This is a genomic window from Rhizobium sp. NPDC090279 (assembly GCF_044769665.1).
Lineage (GTDB): Bacteria > Pseudomonadota > Alphaproteobacteria > Rhizobiales > Rhizobiaceae > Rhizobium.
The window spans coordinates 1-19,900 of record NZ_JBIVYI010000012.1 but is presented as its reverse complement, the minus strand read 5'-3'; the positions used below and the strand labels follow the sequence as shown (position 1 = coordinate 19,900).

The window sequence follows — 19,900 nt, the reverse complement described above, 5'->3', positions numbered from 1 at the left end:
CCTTATTTTGATGATGCGCGTTCTGGAATGAGGTCGGTCGCAAAGTCGCGGGCGAGATAGGCAAGGATGCTTTGCGCCAGCGCGACGATATCCGTGGTCGTCGTATGTTCGTCGGGGCTGTGGATGCAGCTCTCCGGACGGCCAAGACCGCCGAGCAGGACTTCCTGCATGACGCCCGTTTGCTGCACGTAACCGAAGTCCGAGCAGCTTGCGGCACCCCATTTGCGGAAGTCGGAATCCTGATAGCCGAAGCCGAGACTGAGAGCCTTCTGCCAGCGGGGCCAATGCGGACCGTCGGGGTCGGAGGTCGGGATGAGATGACCGACGAGATCGATTTCGACATGCAGTTCCGGCGATTTCGCCATGACGATGCGAATGTGCTCTTCGATCTCAGCCCTTGCCGCTTCGTAATTCTCCTCGGGAGCATAGCGGCGGCTGACGAGGATTTTCAGCTCCGCGGGAACCTGCCCGCCGGACGTGCCGCCGTTGACGGCCGCGATGGAAAGCTGCGGCCGCAACGGTCCGCTCGCATGCGGCGGCGCCGGCAAGGCGGATGCGAAGGAGGCCACTTGCGGCTTCAAAGCATGAAGGGCATTGAGAAGGGGAAGAGCTCCGTCGATGGCATTGATGCCAGAGCCGGTGCGGTTGCCTTCGCCTGCGTGAACGGCATGGCCGCGAACGGTGATCTGGAGATTGAAGACACCGAAGCAGCCCGCCCAGATGCGTGGCGCCGCCGAGCCGTTGAAATTGACGATGTGTCCCTTGAGCATGCCTTGCTCGGCCAGATAGCGGATGCCGGGATAAAGGCCGCCTTCCTCATCGGTGCAAAGGAGCAGCATCGGATCGTAGGCGAGTTCGACGCCACAGGCGTCGGCGGCACGCAGCGCAAGCAGCGTCGCCGCGATGGTGCCCTTCATGTCCGCAGCGCCAAGCCCGAAGAGGCGTTCGCCTTCCCGTCGCAGACACAACGGGTTCTGTTGCCAGGCGGGAGCGGCCGGAACCGTGTCGACATGATAATACAGTCCGCAAACCGGCCTGCTGCCCGATCGCTCGGCAATCAGATTGACCCGCGGCCCTTGGGCCGGGCCATTCCTGACCCGCCATAGTTCTTCCGGCAGGATCACCTGCCGGCAATCGAAACCCATCGGCTCGAGCAGGCTCGACATCAGCTCCGCAAATGCCGGATAGCCGTCTCCAGGCGGAAACGAGGTGTCGATCGCGATCATTCGCGCGAGATCGTCGACGGCGCTCTCGACGTTCTCTTCGATGGTCTTCAAGGCGCTTGCAAATGGCTCCTCGAAAGATGACAAGACTTGATCGCGCATGCTCGAATTCCGAAAAAACGCGCAGAAACACACGGAGGCTCTGCACTCGTATTTATATAAACTATATAGTAATGATGCTGCCACTCAGGCTTCGAGTCAACTCCAAAGAAGAGGCAAATAATTGCGCGAAGTGCCTAAATTTTCAGCAGATGTACCGCGTGCATCCGAACTCTCGGTCCCTCTCTACGAGGTCGTGAAGCGTCAGGTCACGGAAGCGATCATGATGGGCAAATGGTCAGCCGGGACGGTGCTGCCGAGCGAGATCGCACTGTCGCAAATGTTTGGGGTTGCTGTCGGCACCATCAGGCGCGCCCTGCAGGATCTGACTAATGAAGGCCTGCTCAGCCGCCGGCGCAAGACGGGGACCGTGGTTACGGGCCGCACGCCGCAGCATAGCCTGCGCTTCTTCTTCCAGTATTTTCGTCTGCACGGACTCGACGGCTCGCTGCAAAATTCGACATCCGACATTCTTTCGCTGAAACGGCGTCAGGCGAGCGAAGAGGAGCGGGCGGGATTGCGGCTCGACGACGCGGCTGAAGTCATCTCGATCCACCGGCTGCGCAGCGTCGGGGGCCGGCCCGTCATGCATGAAGTGATGGCTCTTCCGGCAAGGATACTGCCGGAGTTTCCCGATAAGAGGGAGGATATCCCTTCGCTTCTTTATCTCTTCCTTCTCGATCGCTATGGGATTCGCATTTCCGCCGTGCGGGAGCAGATTGCCGCCGATATGGCGACGCAGGAGGATTGCCGGCTGTTGCAGTTGGACATGCCCAGCGCCGTACTGACGATTGACGAAGTTGCCTATGATCAGTCTGCCGTTCCGGTTCTTGTCGCAAAACATCGCGCGACGACCAGAAGTCATCGCTACGTCCACGAGGTTCAATAGCATTCCAATCGACAAATAGCCTGCCGTTCAGGGACAATGCTAACATAGCGATGGGTAGTCGCCTCTTGGCCGGTATTATGGAAGCCGACATGAACGAGTTTGGTTGGTGTTGAACTACGTGTTGATCTAGCAGGTGCTGCTCGAGCCAACGCAGCTCTCGTGCCTGTCGTTCGGCACTTAAACGGGAGATGTCGCGTTCCTCGGCTACCCGATGATGTTCGGAGCCGACCGCTCGATACGAACATCCAGGCGAATGACACGAACGCCGACGGTTTGAGATTCGCATATCGTCTCGAAAACCGGCAGGAAAACTGGGCGAATTATGGTGAACCACGAAGCAACATCGTCAATGCTCGCGCTAACGCTTGCGGGCTTGCTACTTTCGTCGTTGCCAACGATCAAAAGATTGCCGGCGAACGGCGAGGGGTGGCCCTTCAAGTCCGTGACGCTGGGAAGCCCGTCGGCAAGGCGGTTGTTATCGGCATAAACGAGATGAGAGTCCTCGATGCGAACGACATCGACCATGCTGGAGCCGACCAGTTCGTGAATATGTTTGGTCCGGTTGTGTGTGGGAAGCATCACCGTCCGGATCGTTCCGTTCGCCGTGTTTAAGAGATAAGATTTAGCTTTAGACATACGGATGTCTCCAATTTGCCGATCCGCGCAGCACGGTTTTTGCCTTCAGTGGAGCTGACGACCCGCCTCTGCTCTTAAACGGGGAATTCACCAGCCTTGGAGGGTGTGGCCGGAAACCGCTGCGGCTACCGGCGTCATCTTCTTGGCCTGTTGCCAAGCAGCTGGAGTGCAGGGCAACGGCCTTGTCCCTGCTGGATAGAGGGGATGACGCGGATCTCCTTGGCGAAGCAGAATTGGCGACGAAATCCCATGAGGGATCCAGATCACCAGCCAGTGTGAAGGACTCCTTTGGGTTAAGATCAACAGCCATTCCATCGTTGCCTCAAGAATTAGCATTAGAAGATATTGCCTCTATAGGCATGACGTCCTACAACTTTTACAAGCATTAATATTCGTGCGGTCTGTTTCCTTTTTTTCAACGGGAAGAGAGGTTCAGGAGCTCGCTGGCAAATGGGTTCCATGGGCGTCGATTGAGTATTTTCAGCTTATAGAACCTATCTATTCAATTGAATTATCTTGGTCTTTTCCTGTTCGAAGTGCGATTTCGTCGAGATATTCCTCGAAGTATCTGCGTGCGATGATCGACGTCATCGAAAGGCTGCGTCGCGGATCAACGATCAGGGAAAGCACCATGGGCGGCAAGCCGTCATCGTCTATGCGGGCATAATGCAATCCACCCTCATGTTCGAGAGGCATGCCCGAAGCTACGGCTGTCACACCGAAACCGCAGCCCTCGCGCACCATTGAGCGCATGAGCGCCAGGCTATTGGTGGTCAAGACGGGCTGAAATCTGGTGTCGCTACGTGCCGCGGCGATGTCGACGACATCACGTAGATGACTACTGGCATCGGGAACGATCGTCGGCTTCATGAAGAATTCGTCCATGGATATGCGATCCGGCTGCTTTGCAGCCGCGGCGGCCGGCAGGATGGCTATAAGATGGAAGTCCGCTGAGCGCGTAACGATGACCCCCGGTAAGGGCAGGGGGCTGAACGTCAGTCCGAAGTCTGCGCCTCCCTCCCTGACCAGCTGGCGCACGCGGTCGGAATCCACCACGGCGACCGAGTTGCGAATGCGAGGATGATCCTTCATGAACCGCGCGATCGCCGCAGGCAGAAAGTCGGGCACCGTTTCCTGCGAGGCGGCAATTTTAACCTCGCCGCGGCGAAGTCCCTTCAATTCCTCGATCTCCGACTTGATCCGCGACAGATCCTTGTTCCATTCCCTATAGCCGTTGACGAGCAATTCGCCCGCGGAGGTCAACCGCATCCCGCGCGGCAGGCGCTCGAACAGGGCTACGCCGAATTCTTCCTCTGCGCCGATGAGCTGCTTGTTGATCGCTGAAGCCGACACATTCAGCTTCTCAGCGGCCTTCCTGATCGAGCCGCGATTGGCGATCTCGTCGAGGTAATGTGCGAAGCGGGAAAACAGGAGCCTGCTCATTCGGGAGGTATACCTCGTTGAAGAAAAGGAAACGCACCGGACGAATTTTTCTGTTTGTAAAAATTGTGTGACCTAGTGTCTACTAAGACAGGAATTTGAATGCAAACACCGATGGCACGAGGGCCGCGATCATGTATCTGGAGACCCCGCAAACCTATCAGATCAAGATTGCCGGCGAAAACTTCAACGTGCCGATTATCCAGCTGAATGCCCGGCGCGCGATTGCATTGCTGATGGTCATCGATATGGGAATCCGGTTTGGTGACATTGTCGGCGATGCGCTTGCCCATCATTTTGCACAGGCGCGACCCGACATTGTGGTTGGCAGCGCCACGCTGGGCGTGCCGGTCGCCATCGAGGTCTCACGTCGTCTTGGCATCGACAAATATGTCGTCTTGCAGAAATCACCGAAATTTCATCTTGCCGACGCCTTGGTGGAGGATGTCCGTTCGATCACGACTGCGGTGCCGCAGCGTCTTCTGCTCGATCGCCGTTCGATAGCCCTGCTTCAGGGCAGGCGCGTTCTCGTCGTCGATGATGTCATCGCCACCGGCTCCAGCATGGCGGCGGCAATCAGACTCGTGCGGCGTGCAGGGGCGAACATCGTTGGTGCGGGCGCTATTCTGACCGAGGGTCACGCTTGGCGAACACTGCTCGGCGATGACGCCAAACTGGTGACCAGCCTAGGCCATATTCCTCAGTTCGATATTATCGACGGAGTGGCGACCCCCGATATCACGACCGAGAAAGATGCTTGGACGGACGCCCAAGCTTTGCTCACAAAGCGGCTGCCGCAGGCGCGCTCCGCAGCCGCCAAAAGCGCTGCAGGGGTGTAAGTATGGCGTCGGCTATTTGCTTGCGCCATCTTGCCGTGGCCGCCGAACGACCTGGGTATGATTAGATTGGCCCGCTGAAGTTCAACATGCTAGATCATGCTTAAAATACAATCTGGAATGGTTTTCGTGGTTTGCATTTCCCATCAGTCGCTTCAATCTTGGAAAGAGCGTTCCTTGGGTCGGCAATCGCGTCCCATCTCTAAAGAAACCCGGGGAAGCCGGGGCGTTCTAGGCGGAGGAATTCCCAGGGTGTCGCATCGGGACCAAATGTGCGCCTGAACCATCGCGGAGAGCCGTTCCAACTGGTTCTTCAAAAATTTCTGGAAATGACTTTTCAAAGGGGCAAAAATCATGCAGCAAGCGACCGCGTCTCAAACTGACGGCAATACTCTCTTTCCCATCGTGCTCTCGATCGTGGCGGCCGCCGCCACGGGCGTGCTTTGGGCTTATGCCAATCCAATCCAGCTCGTACCCGGCGTCATCCAGTGGCGCATTTTCGCCTTCCTGCCACCGGTAATCGGTATCCTGCTCGGCTGGCGCAGCGGCTTCATCTGCGGCTATCTCGGCACGATCGTCTGGTCGCTTCTGGCCGGCACTTTCATACCCGCGCATTCGCTCATCGTCGATGGGGTCATGGTCGGGCTGACGGGCCTTGTGCCGGGCCTCCTCTTCGATCCCGCCAAGACTGTCTTTGATCGTCTGGCGCTGATCAAGATCGCTGTGGTTTGCCTTGTAATCGGGCTGATTATGGTGGTGGCGGTGTCCGCCAGCCTTGCCTATCTCGGCATTTTTCCGTTCTGGTGGGGCTTTGGTTATCTCGGCCTGTCCGATATCGTCCCGATGGTCGTTGGCACGCCGCTTCTGATCATCCCTGCAATGAAAATTCTAAAGAGTGCGCATCCCGCCGGCTTCAAGCGCTTCTGAAGACGATCTGGATCAACAAGTGCTCAATATTGCAAATCTGACGATCGGTTTCGGCGGTTCCGCATCGGTGCTTGCCGAAGCCAATTGTACACTTGACGAGGGGCAGCGCCTTCTCGTCTGTGGCGAAGCCGGCAGCGGCAAGTCGACGTTGCTCGGCGTTGCCGCCGGTCTTATTCCGCGCCTCGTCCACACCACCGAGTTCTCGGGCCGCGTGGAACTCGGCGGTCGTCCGCTAATCTCTTTCACGAAGAAGGAATTGTTCGGCACCATCGGCTTCGTGTCGCAAAATAGCGAAGACCAGCTTTGGGACATCTGTGTCGAGGATGTCATCGCCTTTCCCTTGGAAAACAAGGGCATCGAGCGGAGTGCAATCCGGAACCGGCTCGCCGAACTCATCGCGGAATTCGAGCTGGAGGCGCTGCGTGGCCGCCGCGTTCTAACGCTCTCGGGCGGAGAGCGGCGTATGGTCACCATTGCCGCAGCGCTGGCTTCGAACCCGAAAATCCTGGTGCTGGACGAGCCCACCACCGGGCTCGATCCCGCTGCCCGCATGCGGCTTTCCAATATCCTGCGGAAGGTGTCCGGCAGCGTTTCGACCCTGCTGATCTCGGAGCAGGACCCTTTGGCCCTCTATTCCGTGATCGACAGCATCGCCTTGTTGCGCGCGGGCAGCGTTTCTCCCAGCATGCCGCCAAAAACTGTCCTGACGCAGGACGGCGCCTGGATCGAAGCCGGCATTCTGCCGCCGATGCGCTCGCGGCCCAAGCGACAGACCAGCGAGACGGGGCGGTCGCTGCTGACTGTTTCGGGGTTGACGAGCCAGCTTGCCCGCTCCCGCGGAAATCCGGTGCTGAAGGATGTGAGTTTCGATGTCCGGGCTGGAGAGGTCCTCGCGCTCATCGGGCGCAACGGCGCCGGCAAGACGACGCTGTTCAAATCGATCCTCGGGCTTCTGAAATCAACCGCGGGCTCGGTCTTCTTCGACGGCACGACGGCAGACGACTGGTCCGTCGCCGCAAGAGCCCGCAAGATTGCCTATATTCCCCAAAACATGCGCCATATTCTGTTCAACATGAGCGTACTCGGTGAAGTGATCTTTGCCATTACGGCTTCCAGCGCTTCCTCGAACGATCCGGTGGTGATCGAACGCGCCAAGGCGGCTCTTGCGCGCTACGCGCTTTCCGACCTCGCCGAGGCCAATCCCTTTGCTCTTTCAGCTCGCCAGCAGGCGTTGCTCGGCCTGGCCTGCGCCGATGCGACCGGCGCACTTGTCGCCATCATCGACGAGCCTCTTTTGAGTAGGGACATCAAAGGCCGGCAAATGTTGGAATTGTTCATCTCGTCAATGCAGTCCTCGGGACGCGCGGTCATGTTGATCTCGCACGATCTGGAGCTGGTCGACGATCTCGCCACCCGTCTGATGATCCTGGATAATGGCTCGATCGCATTCGAGGGAACCTCCGAAGACGGATGGGAAAGCGACACTTTCCGTTCGCTTGGCTGGCAAGCACCCTATGATATGGCTGCCTGGAGCATGGCATGACCCGGCTTCACGCGCTCAATTTTTTCATCAAGCTGGGAATTGCCTTCATCATCATGCTGGCTGCCTGGTTTGCTCCGGACTGGCGGTTCGGTGTGCTCCTTGCGCTTGTTTGCCTGCTCCTTCTCTGGGTGCTGAAGGTTCCCGGTCTTCGCGGCTATCTCAAGGGCGCCACTTTGCTTACCGGCATGGTCATTGCGAGCTGGATGGTCAACCTGTGGCTACAGGGCCTTTCGACACCTCAGGCCCTGTCTATCGCCATGGCGATGGCGGCCAGGCTGGTCACGACGACCGCAGCCTTCTACTTCGTCATGGAGACGAGCTCTCCGGGCTCGATATTGGCAGCGGCAAGCGCTGCGCGGCTGCCGCCGATCGCCACGCTTGTTCTCTCTCTGACCTTCGGTGTTATCCCGATGTTGCGGGATGATTTCGAGCGCATTGCCGATGCCCAGCGGTCGCGCGGCATGGAGATAGATGACGTCAGTCTGCCCACCAAAATGCGCTTCGCGCTGGCGCGCGGCGTTCCGCTGCTCGTCCAGGCGATCCGTATGGCGCACGCCATTTCATTTTCCCTCACCCTCTATGGGTATGATCTGAAACACAAGCGAACAACCTGGCGCCAGGTCGGCCTGATGGTCGAGCAGCGCCTCAGCATGAAGGATAGAGCCGATGACCTCTGAGACCATGGAGCCGAGAACGGGACAGAACTGGAGAGTCGATGTTTCCGGCTATGCCGTCGACCTGCCGATCGTGGCGATCAAGCCGGATTTTGCTATTTCCCTCATGATGGTCATCGATCTCGGCGTGAAATTCGGCGAGCATGTCGGGCTCAAACTTGCCGCCAAATTCGCATCGCTCAAGCCCGATATCGTGGTCGGCACTGCGACGCTCGGCATTCCCGTCGCCATCGAGGTCACCCGGGCGCTCGGCCTCAACAATTATGTCGTCCTGCAGAAGTCGCCCAAAATCCATCTGGCAAATGCCCTGGAGCAGCGCATCTCTTCCATCACCTCCAAGGGTGAACAGCGCCTGCTGCTGGACCGCGCTGCGATCCCTCTTCTTGAAGGCAAGCGCGTGTTGGTCGTCGATGACGTGGTTGCCTCTGGATCGAGCCTCAAGGGGTCGCTGGAGCTGGTGCGCAAGGCCGGAGCCGAGGTTGTCGGAATTGGCGTCATCCTCACGGAAGCGCGCGATTGGCACGAGACGCTGGGCGCTGACTGTGATCTCATTCAAGGTCTTGCGCATATTCCGCAGTTTTCCAAGACCGACGGTTTGACCTGGGAGCCAATTCCAGGCACCTGATGCTATCCAAGCCAACCACGCACTGCCGCGATGACGCTTTCCTTCGTCTCGGCGATCCAGTCTCGAACAGTCTCAACGCGATCCATAATCCATTTGAGCCAGCCGTAGGTCAGAAGCTTGTCGCGGCCCGCGTGGAAAAGGCGCTCGACCAAAAGGAAGCTCATCAGGTAGGCCAGTGCGATTATGACCAGCCCCGAGATCACGTGGCCCCTGGCAATAATGAACAAAGCATAGACCTTCAGAGGCTCGGCAATCGCAAGCGGCACGACAAACAGAACGAGAATCACGGCTCGTGGCAACGAGCCGACAATCTCGCCAAAGTGCTTTACGATCGTGAGCGCGGAGAACCAGTTCACCAGCGGCCGGTAAACCGGTCGGGCGATCTCGCTGATGATGACGAGCAGGGCTATGACGAGCCGCAGGGGAAGCAAAAGGAATTGCCAGGCGGGGCGGCGCCGGTGTCTGATGACCATCTATAAATGCCTCGAATCGCCGTCAATTGGTCGACGGCTGCTTGGATATGCTTGCCCTTCGAATTTGTGTTGAGCAAGATCAACAATTCAAGCATGGCATAGGATGCTCAGGGTTGAATGTCGCGCTCGCTGCTCGATATCTTTCTCTGCGTCGGCAAGCTGGACGGATCGAAGAATTATGAGAGAAAAGATTTCTTCTTGCCTCTTTTGCGACATCGCACATAGCCGCGTTTCGTGCATCCCCGTTTTCGAAAGCACCGAGCTAATTGCCTTCCTCGATTCCTCTCCAATCCGTCGCGGTCATGTTCAGATCATTCCTCGCGATCACTTCAACTACTTCGACGACTTGCCAGCCGACCTTGCAGGCGAGATCGTTGGCACAGGCCAGAAGATCGCTCGCGCCCAAAAGAAAATTTACGGCGTGGATCGTGTAGCCTTCCTCTTTTCGGGCGGAGATGTTCCTCATGCCCACGCGCATATTGTGCCCATGCACGATAAGACTGACATTACATCAAGACTCTATATCGCTCAGGAAGTGCTCACGTTCAGGTCAATGCCTGACGCTTCACTAGAGGAATTGGAGGCGGTGGCCGACGAGCTGAGGTCGGCAATCAAGCTGGTTTGAGCATGGAATCAACGCAAAGGATCGCGGCGGATTTGCCCCAGGTCGCTTCTGCATCGGTGATGTCGGCGGAATGGTTCGGGCCGGAGCTTCGTTTCGAGCGCGAAGTTCTCAATCCCGATACGCCTAAGTTCACGTCCTCTCCATGTGCGGTCACGCCCGATGCCTGCCTTGGAGTGCCCTGCAAACATGGAGAGCGTGTGGACCACCAAGAATGTACCGCGCGCATAAGGCATGGGTCAGATCGCCAGCGAGTAGCCGAGGTCACGCAGCGGCAGGCGGCGCACCCGCTCTCCCGTTGCGGCGAATATGGCGTTGCCGAGAGCCGGGGCCAGTGCCGGGAAGGCGGGTTCGCCCATGCCCGTCGGCGGGTTGTCCGACTGGATGAAATAGGCATCGATCGCCATGGGCGCAAAAGGCATGCGCAAAATCGGATAGGCATTGTAGTTCTGCTCCCGGATGCGGCCGTTTTCGATGGTGATCTTGAGACCCATGGCCGTGGAGAGGGCGTCGGTGGAGGCGCCCTGCGCCTGCGCTTCGGAGCCGGCCATATCAATGATCGGCCCGACATCAAGCACCACCACGATGCGATCGATCTTGATCTGCTTCCGGCCATCGACACTCAACTCGACCGCCTGGGCAACGTGGCCGGCGTGGGAATAGCACCAGGCCAAACCGAGCCCGCTGCCTTTGGATAGCGTTTTGCCCCAGCCTGCCTTCTCGGCGCACATCCGGATCACGTCGCTTGCCCGCTTGGGGCTGAAGTTGACGCTGTTGTCCTTGGGCGCCAGTTCAGGCACGTCGCGGTTTACCGCGGCGATCAGGAACTCGACATGGTCGCGACCCGATGCGAGCGATAGTTCATGCATGAAGCTTTGCGCTGCGAAGACCTGGGCATTGTCGCCCGGCGCGCGCCAGGCGCCGGTGGGGATCTTCAGTGGCAGCATGGTCTTGCCGCGGCGCAGGTTGGGTGCCTTGATGGAATATCTCAGATTGTCGGTGAGGCTGGCGCCCGAGGCCTCTTTCTTGCCGTCGGCGGTAAAGGTGATGAAATGTTCCTGCCAGGCGTCGAGCCTGCCATCCCCGTCGATCGCGCCTTTGAACTGATGGTAACCGGCGGGACGGTAAAAATCGTGGCTGAAATCGTCTTCCCGGGTCCACTGCAGCTTGACCGGTGCGTTGACCTTCAGCGCGATGGCTGCGGCCTCGCAGGTATAATCATTGACCAAACGGCGCCCGAAACCGCCGCCAACGCGGGTCTGGTGCATCACGATCCTTTCCTGCGGGATGCCGGCCACCTTCGCAATCAGGGGCAGGCCGCGATCCGGCTGCTGGGTCGGCACCCACATTTCCATCACCCCGTCATGCCAGTGCGCCGTGGTGTTCATCGGCTCCAGCGGCACATGGGCGGCGAAGGGATATTCGTAATAGGCTTCGACGGTCTTCGTGGCATTGGCGAAGGACTTGTCCACGTCGCCGACATGGTCATCAGGTTTTTCAGGGAAAGCGGTCGCCAGCTTCTTGGCCTCGATCGAGAATTTTGAGCTGGAATCCGTCGATGCCTCGCTCAGATCCCAATCCACCTTCAGCTTGTCCTTCGCCTGGAATGCACTCCAGGTGTCCTTGGCGATGATGGCGACGCCCGGCATCACCTCGACCAGTAAACCCGTTCCGCCCACGGCAAAGGCGTCGAGCACGCCGCGCTCGGCCTTGATCTCATCGACATTGAAGGATCTGACCTTGCCGCCCGCTGCCGGACATTTCGTGTAGCTCGCATAGACCATGCCGGGACGTTGGACATCAATACCGAACAGCGGTTGGCCGCTGACGACCTTGGGATCGTCGACGCCGCGATAGCGCTTGCCGATCAGGCGATATTCGGCGCGGGTCTTCAGTTTCAGGCTCCGGGGATCAGGCACCGGCATTCTTGCCGCTGCCACCGCAAGCGACCCGTAGGATGCGGACTTGCCGCTTGCTGCGTGGGTCAAGACTGAATCCTGAGCGCTGATCTGTGACGCATCCACGCCCCATTGCTCTGCGGCGGCGGCAATCAGCATCGCCTTGGCGCTGGCCCCGGCCTGACGCAATTGATCCCAGGCGTGGGGGATGGAGGTCGAACCTCCGGCGCCCTGGCTGCCATAGACCTTGGGATTGATGTCGGCTTGCTCCATCACGACATGGTTCCAATCGGCGTCGAGCTCATCGGCAACGATCACGCCAAAGGAGGTCTTGATGCCCTGGCCGATCTCCGGGCATTTGGAATAGATGGTGATCGTATTGTCCGGAGCGATGCGGATGAATGCATTCATCGCCTGGTCTTCGCCGTCCGTTTGCTCGGCCGCGAACGCCGCGTCTCCCAGGTAGAAACCCAGGATCAGCCCGGCAGCGCCCCCGCCGGCCAGCTTGAAGAGCGTACGCCGTCCCATGGTGAGCAAGCTATTGTCTGCCGGCACAGAACGGACCTCACGCATAAGCGCCGAGAGATAAGCATCGGACTGCGTAAAATTCGGCTTGGTGTCAGCCATTGTGTGCCTCCGGAGAATTGGGTTGCTGGGTCGCCTGCTTTCGCAGATTGGCCACATCCTTGCCCGTCAAATGCGCGCCCTTGGCGCCGAACCGGGCGGTGATATAGTTGGCGACAGCAGCTATATCGTCGTCTGAATAGCCCTCACCAAAGGCCGGCATGAAGATCCTGCCCTCGGCGGTGGTGCGATCGACGCCATTGATGACCGTCTGCGCCACGTTGGTGGCGCTCGGATCGTTGACGGCGCGGACGCCTGTGAGTGTGGCATAGCCGGTGACCGGGCTCACGCCGGTCCAGTCATGGCAGCTCGCGCAGGCGCTGGCGAAGATCTTTTCTCCGCGCGAATCGACATCCGCCACGCCCTCCTTGTGCGATGCCGGCGCAGCCGTCGTGACGGTGCGGGGAAGATCGCTCGCATGGGCGGGGATGCTGCGCAGATAGGTCACCAGGGCATGCACGTCGTCCGGCACGAGATAGCTGAGGCTGTCGTCGGTAGCTTCTCCCATCGGGCCGGCGGCGCCGCCATGTCCGTTGGCGTGTCCGGTCGAAAGATAGAGATAGATGTCCTCGTCGCTCCAGTCGCCAATGCCGGAATCCTTGTCGCCGGTGATATTGTAGGCGCGCCAACCGGCCGTGACGGCGCCGGCGAACTTGTGGTGATTGTCCAGCGCATAGGCGAGGTTGCGCGGCGTGTGGCACTCGCCGCAATGGCCCAGAGCCTCGGCAAGATAGGCGCCTCGATTCCATTGCTGGCTCTGGCCGGTATTGGGACGGAAGCGTTCATCGGTATTGAACACGACACTCCACAGCGACAGCAGGCTGCGCTGGTCGAAGGGCCATGAAAGCTGGTCGGGCTTTGCCGGGACATGGACCGGTGCCAGCGTGAAGAGATAGGCCTTGATGGCGAGCACGTCGGCGTCCGTCATGTAGGTATAGGACGGATAGGGCATGGCGGGATAGAGTTTTTCGCCGTCGGCGCGAATGCCCTTATGCACGGCCGCCAGGAATTGCGCGTCGGTATAATTGCCGATCCCGGTTTCCTTGTCCGGGGTGATGTTGGTGGAATAGATGGTGCCGAACGGCATGTTGAAGGCGAAGCCGCCGGCGAGGGGAGGGCCTCCGGGGGCGGTGTGGCAGGCCTGGCAATCTGCGGCATGGACGAGATATTCGCCGCGCTTCACTAAATCCGCACTGGCAAGCTGCGCTGGAACGCCGGTCACATTGGTGCCCGGGTAATCTGCAAGTGCCACGGTCGCGCCGCCGGCGAAGGAAGTCGGATTGCGGCCGAGAAGCAGCCATCCCGCAAAACCAAACGTGATGATAACAAGGATCGCTATGACAAGACCGATGATTTTTTTCATGGTCAGGCCGGTTTGGCGGCGGCGTTCTTGATCGCGCGGCGGATGCGGATATAGGTCCCGCATCGACAGAGATTGCCCGCCATGGCCGCGTCAATATCGGAATCATCGGGTTGCGGATTGCTGTCCAGCAGGGCTGTCGCCGACATGATCTGGCCGGCTTGGCAATAGCCGCATTGCGGTACGGCGGCCTCGACCCAGGCCCGCTGAACCTTGCTGCCGTTGGGCGTCCTGCCGATTCCTTCGATGGTGACGACGGCGCGGGTGCCGACATCGCCAACGGTCAGCTGGCAGGAACGCACCGGTTTGCCACCGACATGCACCGTACAGGCGCCGCACTGGGCGATGCCGCAGCCATATTTGGTGCCGACCAGGTTGAGGTGGTCCCGCAATACCCACAGAAGTGGCATGTCCTCCGGAACGTCGACCTCGCGCAACTGCTCATTGATATTCAGAGTGAGCATGTCTCCATCCCTGCCTGACGGTGAAATCGACACATCAACGGAACTGCCCTATCGATCGTACGCCGGTATCACCGCCGGGTAAACTTCAACAATGTGTTATCGCTGTCGCTGCACCCCGCCGTTCCGCAGCCGTAATCCCGTTTTGGAGAAGCTCACCCAAGTGTATCACGCCGACGTTTTATAGCCGAGGCATCTTCGTGGCCGATCGTTGAGGTGGCGGGCAAGGCAAATGAGGTCTCGCCGAGAGATGGCTGCAAGATCCGTACCGCCTGGCATGACGCGGCGAATGCGCTTTTGCATTCTCAGCAGCACCTTTCCCCCAGGGTGCGCAGGGATCGCAGAACCAGCGGCCTCCCATTCCAAGAGCGCTTCGACTGGCGATTCAACTGATAGAGGAGAACTGAGCGACCGAACTGGTGCGTAGAAAAGACCGTGTCCAGCTGTCTCGACACGCTGACGCGCTGTGACCCCGATATCTCTTTGTCAAGAACGCGAAACACCTATCCGTTTTGCGCACGCAAAATCCGGGGGGCAAAAAACTTAAGAAACCGGTTAATCTTTCCGGGCATTTATCGGGAATGCATGGGCACTCACCGCACATGTTTCGCGACAATCGGCGCGTTGTCTGGGATCTCAGACTAGGCTGGAATTGTTCGCATAGCTCAAATGATTTGGGCGCCTCTCAACAAGATCGCATCGCAAATGCCACGCCCTCCTGTGTCTATCACGGGAGTATCAGGAATTTTCATTCACTTAGATAGGCAGCTGTATTCCGGTTGCCCCAAGAGATCGGAGATCAAGATACTTCGCCAACTTCGCGCGCTTTGGTGCCGCTCAAAGGCGAATTAGACCTCCACACCCCGAGCACACCCTTCTAAATTTTGGAAAGTATTTTACATGCGCTCCTCTATCAAACTAACCTTGATATCGTTGTTCATCCTGTTGTCGACCGTGGCGGCAGGACAGGGCATTGTAAGTATTGTCAAGCTTATCGCCATCAGGAACAACGTCGCAGACGTTTCCAAAAATTGGCTCCCGTCCATTGATGTAGTTAATCGTATCAATACAATCACAGGTGACTACCGTATTCTTCAATTCGCTTTGGTCACCAACTCAGCTGATTCAACAAGCCTAGTTCGCAATATTAGTATCTTTCGACAAAAGATGCAGGACTTGGACAATGCTCGTCGCGAGTACGAGCCTATGATTACTCCCGGTGAAGAGCGGCAGACATATGATGCATTCTCAAACCTGTGGGCGCGCTATCAGGAGACAAGCGAAGAGATCCTCCAGCTTATGGGAGCAGGAAAGAAAGATGAAGCTTTCGACCTCCTGACCAGCCCAAGCACGGCCAAGACCTACGATGACAGCGGTGATCTTCTCGACCGGGATGTTGCGATCAACAAACGCGGTGGCGATACCTCCGTCGGCAATACAATGGACTATATTTCCTCGACAGTCATGATCGCGATCGCCGCAATGGCGCTTGCGATCGCAACTGGAATCGGTGCTTTGGCCTATAGCATCGCTCGCGTGATCAAGCCAATCAGCTTGCTGACAAGCACGATGGGTGTGCTGGCGGCCGGCAAGCTTGAAACGGACATTCCTTTCGCTGTGCGTCCTGACGAAGTCGGCGAAATGGCCCGTGCAGTGCAGGTCTTCAAGGAAAACGGTATCAAAGTGCGTGAGCTGAATGCACAAGAGGCAGCGCTGCAAGCAAAGAGTGCCGACTTGCAGTCGAGTATTGCCGCTGTGGTCTCAGCGGCGGTGGCCGGGGATTTTACTCAGCGTATCACAAAGGATTACGACAACGCCGATCTCAACCGCTTTGCTGCAAGCGTCAACGAGCTCGTGACGTCCGTCGACAATGGTATCGCAGAGACCAGACGAGTGGTGTCGGCGTTGGCCGAGGGCGATCTGACCGAAAACATGCGCGGCAACTTCCAGGGAGCTTTCTACGAGTTGCAGCAGAACGTCAATGCAACGATGACCAACCTACGTTCAGTGTTGGGTGAGGTTCGCGCGGCGATCGACACGATCAATGGTGGCGCTGGCGAGATGAGGATCGCCTCAGGTGACCTGTCGCAGCGCACGGAGCAGCAGGCCGCGTCGCTCGAGGAGACCTCGTCTGCGCTCGAGGAAATCACCGCTGCTGTAAAGAATTCTACGGAACGGGCATTGGAGGCCAGTCATATGGTTGATGAGGCCCGCCATAGTACCGAGCAATCCAGCGCCGTTGTCAAGGATGCGGTATCAGCCATGGGCCGCATCGAGCAGGCCTCCGGTGAGATCGGCCAGATTATCAACGTCATCGACGAGATCGCTTTCCAGACGAATCTGCTGGCACTAAATGCTGGCGTCGAGGCAGCGCGGGCAGGCGAAGCGGGCAAAGGATTTGCCGTGGTCGCACAGGAAGTGCGTGAACTCGCACAGCGTTCGGCGACGGCCGCCAAGGACATCAAGAGTCTGATTTCGCGTTCCGGAGACGAAGTAAATTCTGGCGTCAAGCTGGTAACCGCCACCGGTGAAGCGCTCGGGTTGATCCAGGGGCATGTGATCAAGATCAATGAACATGTGCACTCGATCGCAACGGCCGCCAAAGAGCAGTCGACTGGCCTGTCTGAGGTCAGCACCGCCGTCAACCAGATGGATCAGGTCACCCAGCAGAACGCGGCAATGGTCGAAGAGTCGACTGCGGCGACCAGTCGATTGGCTGATGAGGCGACAAATCTCGCTCGCCTGATTGCTCGTTTCAAACTCAATGATGGCGTCTCGGCACCACGCGCAACTGATCGCGACAGCAAACCGGTTGCCTCTCCGGCGCGTGTGCTTGGCCGCCAACTCGCAAATGCCTTCGGTCGTCGCACCGCAACTGCCGCTGCAGCCTCTTCCTGGGAGGAGTTTTGATGAATAGCCAAAGCCTGAGCGCAACCACAACGCTGGAAATCATAGCGTTCCATCTTGGTGATCAGCAATTTTGCATCAAGACGACATCAATCCGAGAGATAAGAGGGTGGGCGGCGGCAACGCCGCTACCTCACGCGCCACCGCATGTCCTTGGTGTCATGAATCTGCGTGGCTCGGTTATTCCCGTGATCGATCTTGCCGCCAAACTCGGTGTGCGGGGTGCAGTGAGCACGGATCGGAGCGCCATCGTTGTCGCCGAGATCGGCAGCAGTGTCGTTGGCCTTGTCGTTGACCGTGTCTCCGATATTCTCTCGATTGGCAGCGACCGCATTCAACCCGTGCCGGACCTTGGCACGTCCTTTGATCCGGCTTTCTCCTACGGAATTATTCCGCTGGAACAGGGCATGGTCTGCTTCATCAACCTGGACTACATGTTCGCCAGTCTTGAACAAACGCCGACTGCCGGCTAGCGGTGAGGCCCAGCTTTGGCCACCGATTCCAAGGGTACTGGTGACGGTGTCACGCAATCAGCCAAAGTAAACAAGATGTCCAACATTATTGAATTTGTATCTCGAAGGCAGTTTTCATCAGGACGAAGCAAGCGGGGCTCACCGTCAACAACCGATAGGAGATGCCGAGATTGAGCAGGCTGTTGAATTCTGTACAGAATTCACCCAGGATTTGCCATCTTGGCGTGACCCCATCGCCCGATGAAAAACAATGTTTTCCATTGCCTCGTCTCAAGTCGAGACCGGTCAGCACCGAGCAGAAAAGTGGCTCAATTCGTGACGGAACTCAAAACGGAGTCAATACCTATTCTCAGGTATATGCAGGGCAACGCTGATATGACTGGTCTCGTGTGCGACGGGTGATTTGCTAGGGTCGAATGTGAGTTGTCAGGCTCGCGCAGGGTGCTGTCACGTTGTTTGACTTCTGGGCGCGCGAAGGCACTGGTGCTGTTTCATGCAAGTCGTAGCGCAGCAACCTTCCACTCGTTGGACACCTGACGCCGGAGAGATCGACTTTTCGATTCCGAAGGAGATTTGGCACGCATCTTAAATCGGCCGAATTTCAAAGGATCGCCATGTTCGCATGTGCCAAACACGGCTTCCGCGTCATCGGGCAAATGAGCAATCGCATCGCGAACGTCTTTTGCGGCCAGCGGGCCTCAGAGCTTCCGAAGATCATGGCTCCCAACGCCCCGCGTCGATGATTGTAGTTAACCTCGCTCATTGCGCTGTTTTCCTGCTTAACTTATGTCTCTCTGCAAGCTCTATCGCGCCAGCCCGTTGGCAATAGCGGAGATATAAGAGCGTCCCGCCGCTAATATGTTTGCAAACCCGCTTTGAAGAGAGAATGGGCGGCTATATCGTACCGTTCTGCGGTTGCAGCAAGCGTCAGAACCAACCCTTCACCTTGAACCAAACCAGTGGAATGATGGTGCTGAGTAGGATGACTGCCCAGCCATATTGATAACCCCAGGCCCAATCATATTCCGGCATGTTCTTGAAGTTCATGCCGTAGATGCCGGCGACAAGGGTCGGTGGAATGCCCGCGATCGACACGATGGTGAGAACCTTGAATATGTCGTTTTGAGCAATGCCAATCAATCCGACGAGAGCGTCCAAAACAAACTGAACTTTGTTGGCAAGTTGCTCTTCGTAATCAACCAAAGAGTGTATATCGCGACATAATCCTGCCAGCCTTGGCTCAAGGCTGTCAGACCATCCCTTGGCCTGCTGCTCTGCATAGGTCACAACGCGCCCGAGACCCTGTAAACCGTCTCGAATCTGTGAGAGACGGTCTCCTAGACGCCCCACTTGGCGCAGTTGCGCTCGCAATAGTCGGTTGGCGCGGGCTGCGTGGTGGCCACGAGGGTCCTCTGCTCGAAAGGCGCTTGTTGAAAGGCCATTGAGCTCTCCCGCCAGGTGCTCAAGAGCATCGGCAACGCGGTCGACAATGTCTTCACAGAGCAAGGTGAAGACCTCGAGACTCGATTTCGGGGCATCCTGTCCGGCAAATCCAGCGGCCACGGCATCAACAGCCGGCAATGCCATGAACCGGACGGTGACGAGACGATCCATGGATAAAACAAAACCAAGGGGAGGTGTCGTATCAGCCCCCTCCGGATGTCGTGCCGCCGACGGCGTACTCATGTAAAGAACACCGTGCTGATTTCTCAAACGGCTCGACGTTTCGATTTCACTGAGCGCCCCAAGCGAAGGGAGAGGTGCTCCGATGACCTGTTCCACCTCCCTTAGTTCAGCACCGCTGGGACTCAGGAGGTCGATCCATAAGGCCTCTGCAAACGCTTGCGGCTGGCCCTTTTTATCGCCTTGCGGCACCGGGAAAACGCTTAACATTTCCTGTGGTCACTCCCTGCGTATGGCGAGAAACTCTCGATTCGTCCGAGAATGGCACTCTGTCGACCGAACGGCAATTGGCGAGAATGAGCGCCGGAAGCAATGATATATTCCGGCGCGCCTCGATTTTGAAGCCTAGCAATCCTTCAAGGATTGGATAAGACTTAAAGATCAAAACTCTTCCCATGATGCCGATGCGGCTGACTGACGTGCCCCCGTTAAATTAGGCCATTTAGAACTGGAATTTTCCACTTATGATCCCTGCGGGGAAGAGAGGAGAATTCGATGAAGGCCTCG

Annotated in this window: 17 protein-coding genes; 9 read left to right on the top strand and 8 right to left on the bottom strand. The window is 57.9% G+C overall.

Annotated elements, in window-relative coordinates:
• Nucleotides 1–2: 2 nt before the first annotated feature.
• Entirely contained in the window at nucleotides 3–1,325 is a 1,323-nt protein-coding gene (locus ACIQWP_RS26285; protein ID WP_402793856.1) for a M20 family metallopeptidase, read from the bottom strand.
• A gap of 121 nt (nucleotides 1,326–1,446) precedes the next feature.
• Here ACIQWP_RS26285 and ACIQWP_RS26280 point away from each other — a divergent pair, with 121 nt between their 5' ends.
• On the top strand, nucleotides 1,447–2,211 hold the full coding sequence (locus ACIQWP_RS26280) for a GntR family transcriptional regulator (protein WP_402793854.1): 765 nt from the start codon (nucleotides 1,447–1,449) through the stop codon (nucleotides 2,209–2,211).
• 204 nt (nucleotides 2,212–2,415) lie between these two features.
• Here the strand turns inward: ACIQWP_RS26280 and ACIQWP_RS26275 are convergent, their stop codons facing one another.
• Nucleotides 2,416–2,847: a hypothetical protein gene (locus ACIQWP_RS26275; protein ID WP_402793852.1), complete on the bottom strand. Its 432-nt coding sequence runs from the start codon at nucleotides 2,845–2,847 to the stop codon at nucleotides 2,416–2,418.
• A 498-nt stretch (nucleotides 2,848–3,345) separates the two neighbouring features.
• Complete coding sequence (locus tag ACIQWP_RS26270) at nucleotides 3,346–4,290, bottom strand: LysR family transcriptional regulator (protein ID WP_402793850.1); 945 nt, start codon at nucleotides 4,288–4,290, stop codon at nucleotides 3,346–3,348.
• A 131-nt stretch (nucleotides 4,291–4,421) separates the two neighbouring features.
• Between ACIQWP_RS26270 and ACIQWP_RS26265 the strand changes: the two genes are divergently transcribed.
• The 5 genes from ACIQWP_RS26265 (at nucleotide 4,422) to ACIQWP_RS26245 (ending at nucleotide 8,892) form a co-directional block, all read left to right on the top strand.
• A complete protein-coding gene (locus ACIQWP_RS26265) occupies nucleotides 4,422–5,126 on the top strand; it encodes a phosphoribosyltransferase family protein (RefSeq protein ID WP_402793848.1) in 705 nt (234 codons plus the stop codon).
• Nucleotides 5,127–5,477: 351 nt separating this feature from the next.
• A complete protein-coding gene (locus ACIQWP_RS26260) occupies nucleotides 5,478–6,050 on the top strand; it encodes an aminotriazole resistance protein (RefSeq protein WP_402793846.1) in 573 nt (190 codons plus the stop codon).
• A 19-nt stretch (nucleotides 6,051–6,069) separates the two neighbouring features.
• Nucleotides 6,070–7,593 (top strand): ABC transporter ATP-binding protein, encoded by a 1,524-nt coding sequence (locus ACIQWP_RS26255; protein WP_402793845.1) that lies wholly within the window; start codon nucleotides 6,070–6,072, stop codon nucleotides 7,591–7,593.
• On the top strand, nucleotides 7,590–8,270 hold the full coding sequence (locus ACIQWP_RS26250; protein ID WP_402793843.1) for an energy-coupling factor transporter transmembrane component T family protein: 681 nt from the start codon (nucleotides 7,590–7,592) through the stop codon (nucleotides 8,268–8,270). The genes ACIQWP_RS26255 and ACIQWP_RS26250 overlap by 4 nt, the downstream gene beginning before the upstream one ends.
• Nucleotides 8,260–8,892, top strand: coding sequence for a phosphoribosyltransferase family protein (locus tag ACIQWP_RS26245; protein ID WP_402793841.1), 633 nt, complete (start codon nucleotides 8,260–8,262; stop codon nucleotides 8,890–8,892). The genes ACIQWP_RS26250 and ACIQWP_RS26245 overlap by 11 nt, the downstream gene beginning before the upstream one ends.
• Nucleotides 8,893–8,894: 2 nt before the next feature.
• On the opposite strand, the gene ACIQWP_RS26240 is transcribed toward ACIQWP_RS26245, so the two are convergent.
• Nucleotides 8,895–9,365 carry a hypothetical protein gene (locus ACIQWP_RS26240; RefSeq protein WP_402793839.1) on the bottom strand — a complete coding sequence of 157 codons (471 nt, stop codon included), beginning with the start codon at nucleotides 9,363–9,365 and terminating at the stop codon, nucleotides 8,895–8,897.
• Nucleotides 9,366–9,543: 178 nt separating this feature from the next.
• Between ACIQWP_RS26240 and ACIQWP_RS26235 the strand changes: the two genes are divergently transcribed.
• Entirely contained in the window at nucleotides 9,544–9,990 is a 447-nt protein-coding gene (locus tag ACIQWP_RS26235; protein WP_402793837.1) for an HIT family protein, read from the top strand.
• Nucleotides 9,991–10,226: 236 nt separating this feature from the next.
• Here ACIQWP_RS26235 and ACIQWP_RS26230 read toward each other — a convergent pair whose 3' ends face one another.
• The 3 genes from ACIQWP_RS26230 to ACIQWP_RS26220 are packed head-to-tail and all read right to left on the bottom strand — an operon-like array spanning nucleotide 10,227 to nucleotide 14,333.
• Nucleotides 10,227–12,512, bottom strand: a complete 2,286-nt coding sequence (locus ACIQWP_RS26230; protein WP_402793835.1) for a molybdopterin cofactor-binding domain-containing protein — start codon at nucleotides 12,510–12,512, stop codon at nucleotides 10,227–10,229.
• The gene (locus tag ACIQWP_RS26225; protein WP_402793833.1) at nucleotides 12,505–13,872 is read right to left on the bottom strand and encodes a cytochrome c; all 1,368 of its coding nucleotides are present in this window, start codon (nucleotides 13,870–13,872) and stop codon (nucleotides 12,505–12,507) included. The genes ACIQWP_RS26230 and ACIQWP_RS26225 overlap by 8 nt, the downstream gene beginning before the upstream one ends.
• A 2-nt stretch (nucleotides 13,873–13,874) precedes the next feature.
• On the bottom strand, nucleotides 13,875–14,333 hold the full coding sequence (locus ACIQWP_RS26220; protein ID WP_402793831.1) for a (2Fe-2S)-binding protein: 459 nt from the start codon (nucleotides 14,331–14,333) through the stop codon (nucleotides 13,875–13,877).
• An 897-nt stretch (nucleotides 14,334–15,230) separates the two neighbouring features.
• Between ACIQWP_RS26220 and ACIQWP_RS26215 the strand changes: the two genes are divergently transcribed.
• Nucleotides 15,231–17,240 carry a methyl-accepting chemotaxis protein gene (locus ACIQWP_RS26215; protein ID WP_402793829.1) on the top strand — a complete coding sequence of 670 codons (2,010 nt, stop codon included), beginning with the start codon at nucleotides 15,231–15,233 and terminating at the stop codon, nucleotides 17,238–17,240.
• Complete coding sequence (locus ACIQWP_RS26210; RefSeq protein WP_402793827.1) at nucleotides 17,240–17,710, top strand: chemotaxis protein CheW; 471 nt, start codon at nucleotides 17,240–17,242, stop codon at nucleotides 17,708–17,710. Before ACIQWP_RS26215 ends, ACIQWP_RS26210 begins: the two co-directional genes overlap by 1 nt.
• Before the next feature lie 927 nt (nucleotides 17,711–18,637).
• Here ACIQWP_RS26210 and ACIQWP_RS26205 read toward each other — a convergent pair.
• Nucleotides 18,638–19,603: a magnesium transporter CorA family protein gene (locus ACIQWP_RS26205; protein WP_402793825.1), complete on the bottom strand. Its 966-nt coding sequence runs from the start codon at nucleotides 19,601–19,603 to the stop codon at nucleotides 18,638–18,640.
• Nucleotides 19,604–19,900: the final 297 nt, after the last annotated feature.

Excerpts from the sequence above, each read along its gene's own strand:
- ACIQWP_RS26230 (WP_402793835.1), bottom strand. The coding sequence starts at position 12,512 with ATGGCTGACACCAAGCCGAATTTTACGCAGTCCGATGCTTATCTCTCG.
- ACIQWP_RS26225 (WP_402793833.1), bottom strand. The coding sequence starts at position 13,872 with ATGAAAAAAATCATCGGTCTTGTCATAGCGATCCTTGTTATCATCACG.
- ACIQWP_RS26215 (WP_402793829.1), top strand. The coding sequence starts at position 15,231 with ATGCGCTCCTCTATCAAACTAACCTTGATATCGTTGTTCATCCTGTTG.
- ACIQWP_RS26270 (WP_402793850.1), bottom strand. The coding sequence starts at position 4,290 with ATGAGCAGGCTCCTGTTTTCCCGCTTCGCACATTACCTCGACGAGATC.
- ACIQWP_RS26265 (WP_402793848.1), top strand. The coding sequence starts at position 4,422 with ATGTATCTGGAGACCCCGCAAACCTATCAGATCAAGATTGCCGGCGAA.
- ACIQWP_RS26285 (WP_402793856.1), bottom strand. The coding sequence starts at position 1,325 with ATGCGCGATCAAGTCTTGTCATCTTTCGAGGAGCCATTTGCAAGCGCC.
- ACIQWP_RS26245 (WP_402793841.1), top strand. The coding sequence starts at position 8,260 with ATGACCTCTGAGACCATGGAGCCGAGAACGGGACAGAACTGGAGAGTC.
- ACIQWP_RS26260 (WP_402793846.1), top strand. The coding sequence starts at position 5,478 with ATGCAGCAAGCGACCGCGTCTCAAACTGACGGCAATACTCTCTTTCCC.
- ACIQWP_RS26250 (WP_402793843.1), top strand. The coding sequence starts at position 7,590 with ATGACCCGGCTTCACGCGCTCAATTTTTTCATCAAGCTGGGAATTGCC.
- ACIQWP_RS26205 (WP_402793825.1), bottom strand. The coding sequence starts at position 19,603 with ATGTTAAGCGTTTTCCCGGTGCCGCAAGGCGATAAAAAGGGCCAGCCG.
- ACIQWP_RS26220 (WP_402793831.1), bottom strand. The coding sequence starts at position 14,333 with ATGCTCACTCTGAATATCAATGAGCAGTTGCGCGAGGTCGACGTTCCG.
- ACIQWP_RS26240 (WP_402793839.1), bottom strand. The coding sequence starts at position 9,365 with ATGGTCATCAGACACCGGCGCCGCCCCGCCTGGCAATTCCTTTTGCTT.
- ACIQWP_RS26210 (WP_402793827.1), top strand. The coding sequence starts at position 17,240 with ATGAATAGCCAAAGCCTGAGCGCAACCACAACGCTGGAAATCATAGCG.
- ACIQWP_RS26235 (WP_402793837.1), top strand. The coding sequence starts at position 9,544 with ATGAGAGAAAAGATTTCTTCTTGCCTCTTTTGCGACATCGCACATAGC.
- ACIQWP_RS26275 (WP_402793852.1), bottom strand. The coding sequence starts at position 2,847 with ATGTCTAAAGCTAAATCTTATCTCTTAAACACGGCGAACGGAACGATC.